The sequence below is a fragment of the Aeromonas sp. s5 genome, from assembly GCF_040907865.1.
GTDB lineage: Bacteria > Pseudomonadota > Gammaproteobacteria > Enterobacterales > Aeromonadaceae > Aeromonas > Aeromonas dhakensis.
This window is the reverse complement of the sequence record NZ_JBFOCO010000004.1, coordinates 19,029-35,653: the sequence shown is the minus strand read 5'-3', so window position 1 is coordinate 35,653 and position 16,625 is coordinate 19,029. Positions and strand designations below refer to the sequence as shown.

At 64.5% G+C, this 16,625-nt stretch carries 16 protein-coding genes, 1 tRNA gene and 1 other annotated feature; of the genes, 6 read left to right on the top strand and 11 right to left on the bottom strand.

Annotated features, from left to right (window positions below; all coding sequences use genetic code 11):
- Window positions 1–295: 295 nt before the first annotated feature.
- The 8 genes from AB5Y94_RS00865 to ltnD form a co-directional block, all read right to left on the bottom strand.
- Complete coding sequence (locus AB5Y94_RS00865) at window positions 296–2,233, bottom strand: methyl-accepting chemotaxis protein (RefSeq protein WP_368204491.1); 1,938 nt, start codon at window positions 2,231–2,233, stop codon at window positions 296–298.
- Between the two features lie 118 nt (window positions 2,234–2,351).
- Entirely contained in the window at window positions 2,352–3,245 is an 894-nt protein-coding gene (locus tag AB5Y94_RS00860; protein WP_368204490.1) for a DMT family transporter, read from the bottom strand.
- A gap of 94 nt (window positions 3,246–3,339) precedes the next feature.
- Entirely contained in the window at window positions 3,340–4,842 is a 1,503-nt protein-coding gene (locus tag AB5Y94_RS00855) for a GntP family permease (RefSeq protein ID WP_368204489.1), read from the bottom strand.
- Window positions 4,839–5,783, bottom strand: a complete 945-nt coding sequence (denD, locus tag AB5Y94_RS00850; protein WP_368204487.1) for a D-erythronate dehydrogenase — start codon at window positions 5,781–5,783, stop codon at window positions 4,839–4,841. Before denD ends, AB5Y94_RS00855 begins: the two co-directional genes overlap by 4 nt.
- A 35-nt stretch (window positions 5,784–5,818) precedes the next feature.
- A complete protein-coding gene (gene otnI, locus AB5Y94_RS00845) occupies window positions 5,819–6,592 on the bottom strand; it encodes a 2-oxo-tetronate isomerase (protein WP_368204486.1) in 774 nt (257 codons plus the stop codon).
- 61 nt (window positions 6,593–6,653) lie between these two features.
- Window positions 6,654–7,286, bottom strand: coding sequence for an aldolase (locus AB5Y94_RS00840; RefSeq protein ID WP_017779202.1), 633 nt, complete (start codon window positions 7,284–7,286; stop codon window positions 6,654–6,656).
- Window positions 7,279–8,529: a 3-oxo-tetronate kinase gene (gene otnK / locus AB5Y94_RS00835; protein WP_368204485.1), complete on the bottom strand. Its 1,251-nt coding sequence runs from the start codon at window positions 8,527–8,529 to the stop codon at window positions 7,279–7,281. Before otnK ends, AB5Y94_RS00840 begins: the two co-directional genes overlap by 8 nt.
- Window positions 8,526–9,434: an L-threonate dehydrogenase gene (gene ltnD, locus AB5Y94_RS00830; RefSeq protein ID WP_368204483.1), complete on the bottom strand. Its 909-nt coding sequence runs from the start codon at window positions 9,432–9,434 to the stop codon at window positions 8,526–8,528. Before ltnD ends, otnK begins: the two co-directional genes overlap by 4 nt.
- A 255-nt stretch (window positions 9,435–9,689) precedes the next feature.
- Here ltnD and AB5Y94_RS00825 point away from each other — a divergent pair, with 255 nt between their 5' ends.
- Complete coding sequence (locus AB5Y94_RS00825; protein WP_010634851.1) at window positions 9,690–10,490, top strand: DeoR/GlpR family DNA-binding transcription regulator; 801 nt, start codon at window positions 9,690–9,692, stop codon at window positions 10,488–10,490.
- Window positions 10,491–10,607: 117 nt separating this feature from the next.
- Here the strand turns inward: AB5Y94_RS00825 and AB5Y94_RS00820 are convergent.
- Both AB5Y94_RS00820 and AB5Y94_RS00815 read right to left on the bottom strand, forming a co-directional pair.
- Window positions 10,608–10,684 (bottom strand) — tRNA-Arg (locus tag AB5Y94_RS00820).
- Between the two features lie 50 nt (window positions 10,685–10,734).
- Window positions 10,735–11,889: a flagellar assembly protein FlgT gene (locus AB5Y94_RS00815; protein WP_368204481.1), complete on the bottom strand. Its 1,155-nt coding sequence runs from the start codon at window positions 11,887–11,889 to the stop codon at window positions 10,735–10,737.
- A gap of 195 nt (window positions 11,890–12,084) precedes the next feature.
- Here AB5Y94_RS00815 and AB5Y94_RS00810 point away from each other — a divergent pair, with 195 nt between their 5' ends.
- Both AB5Y94_RS00810 and AB5Y94_RS00805 read left to right on the top strand, forming a co-directional pair.
- Window positions 12,085–12,705, top strand: coding sequence for a FlgO family outer membrane protein (locus AB5Y94_RS00810; RefSeq protein ID WP_016349807.1), 621 nt, complete (start codon window positions 12,085–12,087; stop codon window positions 12,703–12,705).
- A gap of 15 nt (window positions 12,706–12,720) precedes the next feature.
- Entirely contained in the window at window positions 12,721–13,149 is a 429-nt protein-coding gene (locus tag AB5Y94_RS00805) for an LPP20 family lipoprotein (RefSeq protein WP_123245472.1), read from the top strand.
- Between the two features lie 101 nt (window positions 13,150–13,250).
- Here the strand turns inward: AB5Y94_RS00805 and pheA are convergent, their stop codons facing one another.
- Window positions 13,251–14,423: a prephenate dehydratase gene (gene pheA / locus AB5Y94_RS00800; protein WP_368204479.1), complete on the bottom strand. Its 1,173-nt coding sequence runs from the start codon at window positions 14,421–14,423 to the stop codon at window positions 13,251–13,253.
- Window positions 14,424–14,461: 38 nt separating this feature from the next.
- Window positions 14,462–14,596, bottom strand: a sequence feature (Phe leader region).
- Between the two features lie 169 nt (window positions 14,597–14,765).
- Here pheA and AB5Y94_RS00795 point away from each other — a divergent pair.
- Genes AB5Y94_RS00795 through AB5Y94_RS00785 form a run of 3 tightly spaced genes read left to right on the top strand, consistent with a single transcriptional unit; the run spans window position 14,766 to window position 16,586 of the window.
- Window positions 14,766–15,365 (top strand): HAD family phosphatase, encoded by a 600-nt coding sequence (locus AB5Y94_RS00795; protein ID WP_017779208.1) that lies wholly within the window; start codon window positions 14,766–14,768, stop codon window positions 15,363–15,365.
- A gap of 24 nt (window positions 15,366–15,389) precedes the next feature.
- Window positions 15,390–15,668: a DUF6482 family protein gene (locus tag AB5Y94_RS00790; RefSeq protein ID WP_005303707.1), complete on the top strand. Its 279-nt coding sequence runs from the start codon at window positions 15,390–15,392 to the stop codon at window positions 15,666–15,668.
- Between the two features lie 45 nt (window positions 15,669–15,713).
- Window positions 15,714–16,586, top strand: a complete 873-nt coding sequence (locus AB5Y94_RS00785) for a hypothetical protein (RefSeq protein ID WP_017783770.1) — start codon at window positions 15,714–15,716, stop codon at window positions 16,584–16,586.
- The last annotated feature ends 39 nt before the right edge of the window (window positions 16,587–16,625 follow it).

Sequence of the window (16,625 nt, the reverse complement as noted above, 5' to 3'; positions counted from 1 at the left end):
CAGCTCAAGAGTACGTTCGCGGTGCGAAATATCAATGGAAAGTTCCCACCAAGTTTCAAAAATATGACCGAGTGCAAATAATCATGACGCTCGTTGTGGACACTCCCAGCCCACTCATAACGGCGATGACAACGTTTTCAGATGATATTGCCGGCCGATCCGGACGGATCGCACTGTGCAGAGGGATCTTTCCTCGTTAACCTGCGGATAACAGATAATTTTGTGCCACAAAAAAAGATAAACCCCTGCGCGATGGCAGGGGCCGGGTTGGGGGCGCCGGCTGAACCGGCGCGGCTCAGGCCTGGTGGCCGAGGATGCGCGGGATCTGGCTGGCCTGGTGGTGGATGTGCTCCGACACCTGCACCGAGAGGCGGCTGCCCTGGCGGGCGTGCTGGCTGATGCGGCCGATGAGATCGGCAAAACTGGCGAGCTTGTGCTCCTGGCTCTTGGCGTTGTCGGCCCCCTGCAGGGCGATGACCGCCGTGCTGCGCGCCATCTCCCGCACCGCCTGGGTGGTTTGGCGCAGCTGCTCCGCCTGTTGACGCTGGGCGGCGGCCTCTGCGGTGATCCGCGCCAGTACTGTGCCGAGCTGATCCCCCGCCTGGGTCAGTCTGGTCAGGATCTCGGTGATCTGGCCAAGGGAGCGCTGGGTATCGGCGGAGAGGTGGCGCACCTCGTCGGCCACCACCGCAAAACCGCGCCCCTGTTCCCCGGCCCGCGCCGCCTCGATGGCCGCGTTGAGCGCCAGCAGATTGGTCTGCTGGGAGATGTGACCGATCACGTCGACGATGGCGGTCACATCTTCCACCGAGCGCTTGAGCTGGGCCAGGGCGCCACCGCTCTCGTCGATGGCAAGCCCGGTCTGGGCGGTGGCCTGCAACATGCCCCCCACCAGCTGCTCGCTCTGGCTCATGGAGTGCTCATTGTGCTGGGCGTGCTGCGCTATCTCGGCGGCCACCTGGTGTACCTCGCCGGCCAGCTGGTTCAGCTCGCTCATCATCAGATCGCTCTCGTCCACCGCCTGCTCCGTGGTGCGGGTGCTGTGATGGATCTCCTGCACCTGGTTGACCATTCCCTGCAGGCTTTGCGACACCGCCGACAGCTGGCCCTCTTTCTGCTGCTGATCCTGTTGCAGGCGCAGGATGAGGCGGTTGTAGCTGGCGACGATGTCGGCCAGCTCGTTGCGCTCGCGCCCCTCTGGCAGGGTCTCGGCCTGCCCGGTCTCGTCGAGCTGCAGGAAGGCCGCGCGCAGGCGCAGCAGCGGCCTGACCAGCCAGCGGCGCTGCACCAGCGCAAACAGCAGAGCCACCAGCACCAGACAGAGCGCCAGGCTGCCGAGGATGGCGGCCAGCCGCTGGTTCACCGCTTGGCGGGCGACGGCCAGTTCGCTGCCCATCTGGCCGGTGGCCTGCAGCATCTGGTCAATGTCCTGCTGCACCGCCTGGCGCGCCTGTTGCTGTTGTTGCAGCGCCTTGCGGCTGTTCTCCAGCTCCTGCGGGTAGCGCTTGAGCAGGGAGATCAGTTCGGCCTTGGGGAGATCCCCCAGCTCCTTGCGCTCCGGCTCCCCCAGGGTGAACTCGTCGGCGGGAGGCGCCTCGAAAAGCGCCAGACTCGGCAGGGCCGCCAGCTGCTCGGCCTGTTTTTGCAGGGCCGCCAGCTCGAACCGCAACCCTTCCAGCAGCTTGGGGCTGGCCTGCTCCATGTAGTTCTGGCGCAGGTGAGCGAGCCCCGGCAGGGCCGCCAGCAGGTCGCCAGCCAGCTGGCGATAGCGCTCGGCGCTGGCCGGGTCGCTCCCCGTCGCCCCTTGCTGACCGTATCGCAGCAGCGCCCTGGCCTGATCGGTTAGCTCGTTCTCGGCATTTTGCAGCAGCCACTGGCTGTTGCCGGAGAGCTTGCCCGCCGCCAGATAGTCGCTGTCGATGCGCGCTCCCATCTGCTCGAGCAGGGTGCGCAGCGGGGCAGTGAGCGCCCCATCCTGTTGGGAGAGCTGGGCGAGCGCCTGTTTGCGTACCCCTTCGGCCTCGGTCAGCCGCAGCGGATCGCCGCTGGCGAGGTAGTCGCGCAGGGTGCCCTGCAGGGTACCGGTGAGCCGCTGCTGCAGCCGTTCGTGCTGATGCTGGGCCAGCTCGGCCTGGTTGAGTTGTTGCCAGCCGTGCCAGAGGGCAGCGACCTGCACGGCGGCGACCAGCAGCAGAGCGAGAGAAGAGAGGGAGGCATAATGGGCAATTTTCACGGCAGCATTCCTGCTTGTTGAACCACGGCGATGGGCGTCGGCGTGAGCTTAAGCAGCAGAGATGGCGCTTTTATGACAGTCAACCCGGCGGCCCGGACTGACTGTCGAGAGGGCTGGCTTACGGCCGCAGGGCTGGGGCCTGCTGCTGGCGGGCAGGGGGCTTGCCCTGCATGCCGAGCAGGGCGCCGCCCATGATAAGGGCGCCGGCCAGCAGGTGACGGGGGGTCAGCTGCTCACCGTTGAGCAACACCAGCAGCAGGGTGCTCAGCAGCGGCGTCAGATAGGCCAGTGCCCCGATGCGGCGCGGATCCCCGTCCCGCAGCGCCAGATACCAGGTGACGAACGCCGCCCCCATGGGGCCGAGTGCCAACCCTATGATGAGGCCCCAGTCACCGGCCGGAATCTGAGCCACCGGCAGCGGTCCCTCCAGCAGCCAGGCCAGCAACAGCGCCAGCAACCCGGCGGGCAGGCAGGCCGCCGCCGTCATCACCGCCGGGGCCGGCGGCAGCCGGCGCGAGAGCACCGAGTAGGCGCCCCAGACGATGGCGGCCCCCAGTGCCAGCAGATAGCCCGGCAGATAGGCCTGTTGCAGTTGCAGCTCGCCGTTCACCATCACCAGTACCGAGCCGGCCAGACCCAGGGCGCCGGCCAGCAGGTGACGGCCGTGCAGCGGGTGACCCGGCAGCAGCAAGGGGGTGAACAGAATGATAAACAGCGGCCAGAGGTAGTTGATGAGGTTCGCCTCCAGCACGGGGGCGTGGCGAAAGCTCATGAACAGCAGCAGGTGGTAGAGCAGCAGGGCGCTGATGGTCACCAGCCAGTTGACCGGACGAGCCCGCCACTGACGCCAGAACGGCAGGGCGCCCGCCCCGCAGAAAAACAGCACCAGCCCCACCAGCACCAGCGGCGACACGCTGGTGACCCGGGAGGTGAGCGCCGCCAGCGAGGCCCACAGCACTATGGTCAGCAGCGCCAGCCCGGTGGACTTGTCCCACCACGAAGCAGCAGACATCCGACACTCCTTTGCAGATGAATGAACAAAAAGAGGGCCAGTCTAGCAGACCGGCCCTCCCTGGTGGCCATACCTCGGTGGTATGGCAGTGCGATTATTTGCTGTCGGCCACCGCGCTGCTGATGGCGGGCAACTGCTGGCGACGCACGCCCCAGATGATGAGCGCCAGTACCAGCAGGGGCAGCAAGGGATCCAGCCAGGTGCCGCCGGAGCCGAACAGCAGGTTGAGCAGTGCGACGCCGGTACCACCGATGGCCCAGGCGATGGTGGTCGGGATGGACCAGACGATCATCTGCTGTTTCACGTCCGAGATCCCCATCATGCGGTTGACCACCCAGAACAGGCTGTCGTTGAAGTAGCCGAAGAAGAGCGACCCCATGGTGGCGGCCTGGGCGGCCAGCAGCATGTTGACCCCGGGGATCTGCGCCAGGATGGGGGCGGAGATGGAGGCCGCCGTCACCATGGCCACGGTGCCGGATCCTTGGATGAGGCGCACCAGGGTCGCCACGATGAAGGGGATCAGGATGGGGGAGATGGGCAGCAGGGCGATCTGCTCGGCCAGTTGCTGACCCGCGCCGCTGTCGCGCAGCACGGCCCCCAGCGCCCCGCCGGCACCGGTCACCAGCAGTATGATGCCGGCGGATTGCAGCCCCTCCTCGAGGCGAGCGGCGGTGGCGTGCCTGTCCATGTGCGGCACTAGCGTGTAGACCGCCAGCAGCACGCTGATGGCCAGCGCAATGATGGGGGTACCGATGAAGTTGATTCCCTGCACCAGCGGGTTCGCCATCAGGCCGTCCATCCCCTCCAGGGTGGCGAGGGTGGTGAAGATGGCCTTGACGAAGATGAGCACGATGGGCACCAGGATCGGCAGCAGCGACAGGGTCAGGCTCGGTAGGGCCTTGCCCTCTTTCTCCTTGAGGTACTGCTCATAGGTGACCTGCAGCTCGTCCGGGGTCTTTTGCACCTGCTGGGCAAACTCGGGGTACTTCTTGTCGAGCCACTGGGCGTAGAAGACGATGCCCACCACGCAGGGGATGGCCAGGGCCATGCCCATCAGCAGCATGGCGCCTATGTCCACCCCAAACAGGCCGGCCACGCCGAGCGGGCCCGGGGTCGGCGGCACAGTGTGGTGAGTGACCACCAGACCGCCCGCCAGCGCCACCCCCAGGGTGAGCAGGGAGCGCTTGCCGCTTTTCGCCAACGCCTTGGCCACCGGATAGAGAATGACGAAGGCGGAGTCCACGAAGATGGGGATGCTGACGATGTAGCCTGTGATGGCCAGCGCCCACTCTTCACGCCGCTTGCCAAGCCACTTGATGAAGCTGTAGGCGATCTGCTCGGCGGCCCCCGACACCTCCAGCAGGCGACCCATCATGACCCCCAGGCCGATGACGATGCCGATGCTGCCGAGGGTGGAGCCAAAGCCCTGGGTGATGACGGTGAGGGTCTTGTCGATGCTCATGCCACCGGTGATCCCGGCGATGCAGGCCGCCGCCAGCATGGCGATCAGTGCGTGCACCCGGGTGCGGATGACCAGAAACACCAGCACGAAGACGGCGATGATGAGACCTATGATGGGGGTTGGGATGTCGCTCATGATGCCTCCTGCATGTCATGGGTGATGAAGCTGTCGATGATGTCGGCAAACGTCCTGTCTGCTACGAAGCCGGTTGCCAGGGCGCGCTGGTTGTCGATGCGTCCCGGCCAGCTGGCCACGATGCGCTCGATGGCGGGATCGGCGGCAAACTGCACCCGATCCCGCGCCGCCTGGCCGCCCGCCTGGGTCAACGTCGTCAGCATCTCGCCGACGGTGACGCTGATGCCGGGCAGGTTGATGCTGCGGGCATCCCCCCTTGGCAGGGTGGCGGCCAGCAGGAAGTTGGCCACCACGGTGGCGGGGCTCGAGAGCCACAGGCGCAGCTCCGGGCTCACCGGGCAGAGGGCCTGTTCCCCTTGCAGCGGTTCGCGGATGATGCTGCTGACAAACGACGAGGCGGCGCGGTTCGGCTTGCCCGGCCGCACGCAGATGGTGGGCAGGCGCAGCGCCAGGCCGTTGACGTAACCCTTGCGGCTGTAGTCGTTGACCAATAGCTCCCCCATCGCCTTCTGGGCACCGTAGGAGGAGGTGGGGGTCAGCGCCGTGCCGTCATTCACCAGCTCTGGCAGCGGGCCGCCATAGACGGCCAGCGAGCTGGTGAAGACGAAGCGGATGCCCGGCCGGGCATGGCGGCACGCCTCCAGCAGGCTGCGGGTGGTGTCCAGATTGACCTGCCAGCCGAGATCGAAGTCCTGCTCCGCGTGGCTGCTGACGATGGCGGCGAGGTGATAGACCACGGCGGTACGTTCGCTGATGAGGGACTCGGCCACCCCGGGGGCGGTCAGATCCGCCTGCAAGCAGCGCACTCGCGGGTCGGCCAGGGGGGGTGGCTCCTGAATGTCCACCAGCAGCAGCTCGCTGAAGGGTAAGGAACTGTGCAACAGGGCGCGGGCCAGCTTCTGTCCCAGAAAGCCGCCTCCGCCGGTGATGATGATCTGCATCTTGCTATCCTCAGACTCGTTCGTGTGTAGGGTCGTTATTGTTGTGCCAGCCAGGTCAGGCCTTGCCGGGTGTTGCCTCTGGGGTTGTATTCACAGCCGATCCAGTCGTGGTAGCCCGCCTGCTCCAGCACCTTGAACAGGTGCGGATAGGCGATCTCCCCCTCGTCCGGTTCGTGGCGATCCGGCACCGAGGCGATCTGGACGTGGCCGATGGCCGGGCCCAGCTTGCCGATGAGACGGGTGAGATCTCCGTCCATGATCTGGGCGTGATAGAGATCGAGCTGCACCCCTACGTTGGGCCTGTCTATCTCCTGCACCAGGGCCAGGGCGTCGAGCTGGTGGGCCAGGAAGTAGCCGGGTACATCCCGATCGTTGAGAGGCTCGAGCAGTACCTTGATACCGTCTTGGGCCAGAAAGTTGGCGGCGAAGCGGATGTTGTCGATCAGGGTCTGGCGGTGGGCCGAGAGGCTATGAGCAGGGTCCACGATGCCGCTCATGGCGTGCACCTTGCTGCAACCGAGCGCCAGAGCGTAGTCGCGCACGCTTGGCAGGTGGGCGCGAAATTCGGCCTCCCGCCCCGGGATGGCGGCCATGCCTCGCTCCCCTGCCGCCCAGTTGCCCGGCGGCATGTTGAACAGCGCCTGGGTCAGACCGTGCAGTTGCAACTGGCGCCCCAGCTCGGCGGCCGGCCACTCGTAAGGGAACAGAAACTCCACCGCGGCGAAGCCGGCCTCGCGGGCCGCCGCGAAGCGCTCCAGAAACGGCAGCTCGGTAAACAGCATGGTGAGGTTGGCGGCAAACTTGCTCATGATGTGATGCTCCTCAATGCGTTGTTTTTGTATCGGGTCAGAGGGACGGACCAGAGTTGGCTCATGGCTTCAAACTCCTCAATTCGTTGATCTCGGGTTCGCTCAGGTAGCGGATCCGCTGGCCATGCAGCAGCAGGGCGAGGCGCGCCGTCTCCTCCAGCTCCTCCATGTTGTTGACCGCGTCCACCAGATCCTTGCCGGTCACCACGGGGCCGTGGTTGGCCAGCAGGAAGGCGTTGCCTTCGGGAGCGCGGCGCCCCAGCTCCTCGGCGATGCGAGCATCCCCCGGTTTGTAGTAGGGAATGAGCGGCAGCTGGCCGACCCGCATCACGTAGTAGGGGGTGAAGGGGCGGATCACATTGGCCGGATCCAGTCCCTCCAGGCAGGAGAGGGCGGTCAGGTGGGTGCAGTGCAGGTGCACCACGGCCTGGCACTCCGGCTTGTTGTGGTAGATGGCGAGGTGGAAGGCCACCTCCTTGGAGGGGCGATCGCCCCCCAGGTGCTCACCACTCATGCTCACCCGGGCGAGACGCGCAGGGTCAAGCCGGCCGAGGCAGGAGCCGGTTGGGGTGGCGAGCAGGGTGCCGTCCGGCAGTTTGGCGGAGAGGTTGCCGGCGCCGCCGGTGGCATAGCCTCGCTGGAAAAGGGATGCACCCAGCATCACCATGGTGTCGCGCAGTGCCTGTTCAGTCATGGAAAGACTCCTGTGCCCGGCTGAAGAAGGTCTCGTCACCGAAGTTGCCCGATTTGAGGGCCAGCGAGAGGGGGGCGTCGGTGGCCCGCACCCAGGGCACGCCGGGGGCGATCTGCGGGCCTATGTGGAAGGCGGCGACGCCGAGGGCCTGGGTGACCCGGCTCGAGGTCTCGCCGCCGGCGATGATGAAGCTGTCTATGCCGGCGGCGCGCAGCAGCACGGCGAGGCGGGCAAAGCACTGCTCCACCGCCTCGCTCGCCGCGTCGCGGCCATGACGGGCCTGGATCTCGGCCAGCCGATCCGGGCTGGTGGTGGCGTGGATCATGGGGGCGGGTGACGAAGGCTGATCCAGCACCCAGCGGGCCAGCTCGGCCGGGTAGTCGGCTTGCGTCAGGCAAGCGACCACGTCGAGGGCCAGTGCCGGCGCCGCCTCCCGATAGCGGGCCACCTGGCGATTGGTCATCTCGGAACAGGAGCCTGACAGCACCACGGCGCGGGTGCCGAGCGGTCTTCCCGCGGCGCGGGCGGCGGCCGGATTGCCGTTGCCTAGCAACCTGGCCAGGCCGATGGCGAGCCCGGAACCGCCGGTCACCAGCGGCATCTCGATGGCGGCCGCGGCGATATCCAGCAGGTGCTGCTCGGTGAGGGTGTCGACCACGGCGTAGCGCACACCAGCTTGTGTTAGCTGCTCGAAGGCGTCGGCAATGGCTGCGGGGCCCTGCGCTATGGTGGCGAAGGGCACCAGTCCGGCGCGGCCCGTCCCCTGAGCTTCCATCAACTGTAGCAGGTTGCTGTCGGTCATGGGGGTGATGGGGTGGTGGCGCATGCCCGACTCGGCGAGCGGCTGGGCGCCGACAAACAGGTTGCCCTGATAGACGGTGCGACCGTTCACCGGCAGGGCCGGGCAGATCAGGGTGAATCGGCTCTCCAGCGCTGCCAGCAGGGCATCGGTGACCGGACCTATGTTGCCGGCCGCCGTGCTGTCGAAGGTGGAGCAGTACTTCTGATAGATGCGCGGGCAGCCGCGCGCCTTGAGCCAGTCGAGGGCCGCCAGCGAGTCGCGTACCGCTTCGCCCGCCGGGCAGGAGCGGCTCTTGAGGCTGATCACCACGGCATCGATCCCGCTGAGATCCACCGCCGGCGGGATGCCGGCAAGCTGGAGGGTGGCGAGGCCGTTTTCCACCAGAAAACCGGCGATGTCGGTGGCCCCGGTAAAGTCATCTGCAATCACGCCCAGTTTCATCGTGCCTCCTCCGCGCCTGGCAGGGTGATGCCGTCGAAGATCTTGATGACGGCGCTGTCATCCTCCTTGCCGTGGCCGGCGTTGCTGGCGGCGAGGAACATGTTGAGGGCGGTGCTCGCCAGCGGCAGCGGGAAGTGCAGCTCTCGCGCCGTGTCGGCCACCAGGGTGAGATCCTTGACGAAGATGTCCACCGCCGAGCGGGCCTGATAGTCGCCGGTCAGCACCCGAGCCATGCGGTTTTCGAACATCCAGGAGTTGCCGGCGGCGTGGGTCACCACGTCGTACATGAGATCGAGCGAGATGCCGGCCCGGCTGGCCAGCGCCATGGCTTCGGCGGCCACGGCGATGTGCACCCCCGCCAGCAGCTGGTGAACGATCTTGACCGTGCTGCCCTGGCCCGGTTCGCTGCCGACCCGGTAGAGCTTGCCGGCCACCGCATCGAGCACAGGAGCCAGCTTGTCGAAGGCGGCATCGGCGCCGGCGGCCATCACCGTCATCTCGCCGGCCTCGGCCTTGATGGCGCCGCCGGAGACCGGGGCGTCCAGCATCGGCAGATCCAGAGCGGCCAGCTCGCGGGCCAAGCTTGCGGCCTCTTCTGCGGCTATGGTGGAGGAGATCATGATGCCGGTGCCCGGTTTGAGATGTGCGGCGAGGCCGTGCTCGCCAAACAGGATCTTGCGCACCTGAACGGCGTTGACCACCAGCAGCAACACCGCATCGAGCGTCTCCGCCAGGGGGCGGGCATCGGCCATGACGGCGGCGGCGCCGGCCTGTTGCAGCTGGTTGCGCGCCTCTGCATTGAGATCGATGCCGTAGGTGGTGAGCCCGGCCCGCAGGCAGGAGCGGGCGGCGCCCATGCCCATGGCGCCCAGGCCGATGACGGCAACGTGATAGGGTCTGCTCATCTGTCAGTTCCTCGATTACAACGAATGAACCGATAGTAGGGGCTTGTGGTGGTGAAATATCAGGCAGGTGTCACAAAATTTAACTTCAGCGGTGTTAATTTTTGTTATTTTAAGCGAAGCGGAGCCGATTGAGTGACTTTGGTGGCGGTTGAGATGTGATTTGTTGTGAATTGTGAGCCTTGATTTGCTTTTTTATCAAAACTTCCCATCCCGCTGGGGTAACATGGGTGCTCGTTTTAGCGTTACGGATTGCCCATGATCCCCGTAGAGAGACAGCAACAGATCCTGCACCTGCTGGCCGAGCGCGGTGCCGTCAGCATCACGGAACTGACCGAACGGCTGCAGGTATCCCACATGACCATCAGGCGCGATATCCAGAAGCTCGAAGAGCAGGGGCGAGTCCTCTCGGTGTCGGGGGGCGTGAGCCTCTCCGAGCGGATCAAGAGCGAGCCCTCCCACGCCACCAAGCGCAGCCTGATGCAGGAGGCGAAGCTCGCCATTGCACACAGTGCCGCGGCGCAGGTGGCTGCGGGCAGCTCCGTCTATCTGGATGCGGGCACCACCTCCCTCGAGCTGGCCCGCGAGCTGGCGCCGCGGGAAGACTTGATGATAGTGACCAACGATTTCATGGTGTGCGCCTACCTGATCGAGCACGGCCGTGGCCGCCTCTACCACACCGGCGGGCAGGTCATTCGGGAGAACCAGTCCTGCGCCGGCGAGGCGACCGCCCACTTCCTGCGCAATCTGCACCTTGATGTGGCCTTCTTGTCGGCCTCCTCCTGGGATGCCCTGGGGATCTCCACTCCCAGCGAGCAGAAGGTGCCGGTCAAGCGCGCCGTGGTGGAGGCTGCCGCGACCCGAATACTTATCTGCGACTCCTCCAAATACGGCAAGGTGGGTACCTTCAACGTGGTGGGCTGGGAGGCGATCGATCAGGTCATCAGCGACGGGCAACTGCCCGAGAGTGCGCGCGAGGTGCTGGCTCAGCACGGTGTCAGGCTCACGTTGGTTCCGCTGGGAGGAGCTGCACACGATTCCACTGAGCTGGCAGGTTAGTTCGGGCTGGTTCGGTTGCGGCGGGCTGCCGACGCAACCGCCATCGGCCGAACGGCGGCCTTGACCAAAAACGAGCAAGGGGTTGGCATCATGATGATGCCAACCCCTTGTTTTGTATGGCGTTCCCGACTGGAGTCGAACCAGTGGCCTGTCCCTTAGGAGGGGACCGCTCTATCCTGCTGAGCTACGGGAACCTTGTGGCCGGCATTATACAAGAAGCGGCTCCCTTTTAAACCCTTGATTCTTATTCCAATACTGCCAGATCGCCGATCTGGATGTTAAACGGCGAATATTTGTTCTGGCTGCTGATGATGGCGCCATCCTCGAATACCTGCACCACTTCGAACAGGCCGTCGGCTGGGTTGCGCAGCATGCGTGCCTTGCCGTAGGGGTCGATGAAATCGGCATCGTGCTGGATGCGGAACTGATCCCCGAGCCGGACGCCATTGCGGCGGCCCAGATTGATGTAGGGGCCGCGCTCGTTCTGGCTGACCACCCGGGCGGTGACCGGGGCGCAGCTGAGCTGGGCCACCAGATCCTGCACCGCCTCCTGGATCTGGTAGTTGACCTCCTGACCATAGCTCGACTGCCAGAACTGGCCGCTGCTGCTGCCCACCTGATCCCGCTTGGCGAAGGTCCAGTTGGCCCGGCCCTGGTACTCCTTGCGGCCGAGCAGGCTGCCGTTGATGCCGTCGAACAGATAGAGCTGCATGCGAAAGTTGCGAATGGGGTCTTCATACCAGCTGGTCAGCTGGTTGCCCTGCGGCTCGATGGAGAGATCATCGATGCTGCCGAGCACCAGGTACTGGCTGTCGGTGCGCAGGCTGAGCGCCTTGATCTCCTCGAGGGCGCTGCGATCCCCCTGTTGCAGGTGGAGTGGATCGATGCGCAGGTTCTCGTCCAGCCACTGGCGCACGGCCACCCCTTGCGGCGCGCTGGCCAGCGCCTCGAACATGCGGCGTGACAGGTTGGCGGGCATGTCGTCGAGGGCGCCGTAGCTCGCCTGCTCGGGGTAGCGCAGCCGCAGCCGCACCAGCGTCAAATCCTTGGCGTAGTGCTGGGTCTGGCAGATCTGGCGCTCGGCCTGGATGTCGGCCATCACTGTGATGTACATGCGGCCGTTGCGCACCTCTTCCCGCTTGAGCCGGTACTGGCGAATGTCGCCGCCGGAGCGGATCTGGATCTGCTCGGAGCGCAGGCTGCCGTTTTCCAGGCGCTGGATGCTGGAGACGGCGGCGCCGCTCGCCAGCAGCGCCTGCCGCAGGGCATCGCGGATTGCCTGCTCGCGGGCGTAGACCTCGTCCCCGCCCAGGATGGCGGCACTGCCCTGCGCCTCGATGATCTCGGCCCGCGCCGACAGACTGGCCAGCAGCAGGGTTAACAGCAGCGGTAATTTCATGACAAACACCTTGAATATGCGGGTCGGTGCGATTCACCCCTGTCGAAGTGAGGTCGCCGGCCGATACAGATCACAGAGCCGTGCCGGTTGCACAGCACACCGCGAATATTTAGCAAGATCCATGCCTCATTCCCGGCTCAAGCTTTGGCCGGTCGAACCGATAACAAATCAGGTGCAGATACAGGAAAGGTATCCATGAACAAACTCATCACGGCGTTGGCGCTCGCCCTGGCATTGGCCGGCTGCGGCTCCGACCCCATCAACCGGGAGCAGGGTGATCCGCGCCAGGCGGCGCAGGGGATGGAACTCAACTGGTTGGTGGCGCGCATGACCGATCAGCTGATGGAGCGCAAGTCGCTCTCCACCCTGACCGAACCCATTGCGGTCTCCTCTTTCGTCGATCTCGATACCCTGCAGGACACCAACTGGATGGGGCAGCAGATCGAGGAGAGCTTTATTTACGAGCTGAACCGGCGCGGGGAAGTGGTGGTGGACTTCAAGCTGACCGGCAGCATCAAGGTCACCCCGCAGGGGGACTTCGTGATGAGCCGCAACTATCGGGATCTCTCCCCCCGACTGCCCATCTCCCGCATCCTGACCGGCACCTTCAGCCGCAACAAGCAGGGGATCCTGGTCAATGCCCGCATCATCGACCTGCGTACCAAGATGGTGGAGACCACGGCCCAGAGCCTGATCCCGCAAAAATACCTGTTCGGTGCCAACAATTCGTTTGGCCGGGCCTCGATCAACCGCGGTTACCTGATGCGTGACAGCCAGGCGCGTCCCGGCGGCCATCTGGTCAACCTGACGCCCTGACAAGGAGTAGATGCAATGAAAATCCTGTTCGGATGCCTGCTGGCCCTGTTGCTGACGGCGTGCAGCGGCGGCAATCGGGTGGTCAACTACGGTGGCAACAACAAGCCGGATGATTTCCCGGTGCTCAAGGCGGTCGGTTACGCGGTGATCGACATCCAGCCCGGTCCGTCCCAGTCCGAGAAGATGCTGCAGGCCATCCGCGCCTCCAAGATGGATGCCTATCGCGAGCTGGCCGAGCAGCTCAACGGCCAGCAGGTACGCGGCCAGAGCAGCTACAAGGACTTGACCCAGACCTCCAACTCGCTGGACGTGTCGGTGGCGGGCATGGTGCGCGGCGCCAGAGTGGTGGCTTCCTATCCCCGTGGCAACACCTATGCCACCGAGATGGAGCTCGATACCCGCGCCCTCTACAACATCAACCAGTTGATGGCGGGCCAGTTCTGACGGCGTATCTCAGGCGAATGGACGACAAAAAGGCGACCCCGGTGGGTCGCCTTTTTCATTGGCGGTGTCGGCCGCCCAAGCCTGGCGGATTGCAGCGTTGGCTAGTTGCCCAGCAGCACCGGCGGCACGGCGGTCGGCTTGACGTCTTCGCTCGGGTAGCAGCCCAGCACCTTGATGTAGCGGGTGATCTTGGTCAGCTCCATCAATGCGGCCTGCATGGCCGGGGTCTGCAGATTGGCGGAGACATCCAGGTAGAACATCTCCTCCCACGGGTTGCCCTGCACCGGCCGGGATTCCAGCTTGGTCATGTTGATCTCGTTGTTGCGCAGCACCAGCAGCGCTTCCACCAGGGAGCCCGGCTTCTGGGAGGTGGACATGATGAGGGTGGTCTTGGCCGGGATCTGCGGCGCCACGTCGATGGGCTTGCGCGCCACCACGATGAAGCGGCTGTAGTTCTCCTTCTGGTTGGCCAGCTGCTCGGCCAGCACGTCCAGCCCATACAGCTCGCCGCCGGCTGCGCTGCCGATGGCCGCCGCTTCGGGGTTCGCCAGCTCTTTGACCTTCATCATGGCGCTGGAGGAGGAGTCGCAGATCTCGTGGCGCGCCCCTTCCAGCTTGCTGAGGTAATGGGAGCACTGCTGGAACACCTGCGGGTGGGCGTAGAAGGTCTTGATGCGGGACAGCTCGGTGGGCACGGCGGTGAGGATGCAGTGCTCGATGGGGTAGGTGAGCTCACCGACGATGGAGAGGCTGGTGTGCTGCATCACGTCGTACACCTCGTTGATGGAGCCCGAGCTGGTGTTCTCGATGGGCAGCACGCCAAAGGCGGCGCGGCCCGACTCCACAGCATCCAGCACCTCGCGGAAATTCTGGCAGTTCACCTCGATCACCTGATCCTTGTAGCGGGCCAGGTACTTGCGGGCGGCGAGGCTGGAATAGGAACCGCGCGGCCCCAGATAGGCGACGCTGGTCATCGGCTCCTGCTGCTCCGGGTTGAGCAGGCTCTGCAGATAGGCCTGCTGGGAGAGCACCGAGTCTTCGATGATGGTGTGATAGATGCGGGTGATGTACTGGGCATCCAGTCCCAGTCCGCGCCCTTTCTGGATCAGGGCGACCAGCAGATCCTGCTCGCGCTGGGGATCGCGGATCGGGCGCGGGTTGGCCTGCTTGGCGCGGGCGACCTCGATGCTGAGGGTCTTGCGTTTGGCCAGCAGGGCGAGCAGCTCCTGATCCAACTGGGTGATGTCTTGTCTGATCTCGTCGAGCGTTGCCATGATGGTTCCCTATCCAAGTAATCGATTGTGGTGGCTGCAAAAAAAAACCTCCGCTAGGGGAGGCTCGATTCGTCTTTGCTTTCTGTTTACGCGAGTGCTTCACGTGACGACTGGCCTTCCCTCATGAGGGCCGGATAAACGAGAAAGCAAAAAAGAATGGTGCGTGCATGAGTGTGTCCTTGAGGTAACGCCATAAGCATTAAGGGATTTGACCGTGCTATGCAAGTAAAACTTGCCCGTGGGTGGCGAACGGGGCAGGGTAGGGGCGTGAGCCTGCGGGGGCAGATGCGTGTCGGATGAACCCGCTTGCCGTCGCAATGATGCAGAGAGCTGGAGGTGAGAATGGCGATTATTTTCGATCTGGGACGAGTGGTGGTGAGCTGGGATCCGGTCGGTATCGTGCGCTCGGTACGGGGGCCGCACGGGGCGGAGCAGCTGGCGGAGCAACTGTTCAACCATGGCGACTGGCTGGAAGTGGACCGGGGGACCCTGTCGCTGCACACCATGGCCCGTCAGGCGCAGGCGCGAACCGGCCTGTCGACGGCGGAGAATCTGGCCATTTTGCAGGCGGTGCCGCCATCCCTTGTGCCGGATCCCGCTATGCTGAGCCTGATAGAGGCACTGCACGGGGAGGGGCACACCCTCTACGCACTCTCCAACATGGGCCACGCCAGCATCGACTGGCTGGAGCAACATCAGGATTTCTGGCGCTTCTTCAGCGGCAAGGTGGTGTCGGCAAGGGTACGGATGATGAAGCCGGAGCCGGATATCTACCGCTATCTGCTGGTGTCGTTCGATTTGCGGGCCGAGCAGTGTCTGTTCATCGATGACAGCCCGGCCAACGTGGCCGCTGCGCAGACGCAGGGGATCGGCGGCCTGGTGTTTACCGATGCATACAGTTGTCGCCAGCAGCTGGTGACACAGGGTTACCTGCCGGCCTAAGCGGGCGGGAACGCGGGGTAAGTTATGGAACACGGCAGGTTTCGCAATTGGCTCAGTCACTATCCGGATGCGGGGCTGCTGATCGCCTGTCTGGATGGCAGCGGTTATCAGCTCTGTGTCGAGGTGGATGGGGAGATGCAGTGCCTCACCGACAGCGAGGGGGGCAGGCTGACGTTCGCCTCCCTCGAGCAGGCCGAGGGTTTTCTGCGCATGCATCAGGTTCATCAGGCGAAACTGCGGATTTATGACACGCAACTGGATGAATATGATGATAATTGGTATGAAATAATCATTAAATTCTAGTTTATCCGCATTCTTTAAGGGTTTATTCAGGATTATTGCTGCACAATGGCGCCCAATTCATCATCCGGTGCCGTTGTTATGGATGCCAATATCGTTGTGCTGAATCGAGGATACGATCAGACCTTTCAGACCAGGGAGCAGTCGCTTATCGAGACCCTGGCTGGCTACGGCGAACTGGCGGTCTCCTTCTCCGGTCGACTGGAGTCCTGCTACAGCATGGATCTGTGCCGCGCCAGCGGTATCCATATCCGCGCCATCACTCTGGACAGCCCGACCCGCAGCCGCAAGGAAGTGGCGCGTGCCAAACGTTACTGTCAGCGTTACGGCATCGAGCAGCGGGTCATCAAGACCGATGAGATGATCTTCTGCGATCACCTGCGCCACCTCAACGAGGTGATCGATCCGGTGCGTTACATCTGTCACCTCACCGCGCTGGAAACCGACTGGAGCCACCTGCCCATGCTGCTGCCCGCGCCGGTCGAGGAGCTGCGGGAGTATCTGCGCCGATTCGGCAGCCTGCCGGACAACACCCTCTGGCTGTTCGCCAAACAGGGCATGACCCACAGGGACTTTCGCTACGGCTTCAACAAACGTCAGCTGGGACGCTGGGGCAAGAGCGCCCACGGCTGCCTGAGCCACCGCTTCTCCGATCCCGAGCTGGTGGATCGCCGTCATCTGCGGATGGTGGACATGGCGGAGCAGATGCTGGCCGACATGGGGCTGGAGGAGGCGCAGGTGTTTTTCCATACCCTGGGCGATCGGGCCACCACCCTGGCCCGGGTACGGCTGCCGGCCCGGTTGCGGGCCCGGGCGTTCGATCTGCAGCCGGATATCCTCACCGCCCTCAAGAGCACGGCGTTCGATCTGGTGACCCTGGACATGATGCCGGCGGAGGAGCGGCAGGAGCTGGTGGTCTAGGCAGCCGAGGGCAGGAACGTGAGAGCGGTCATAGGCAAG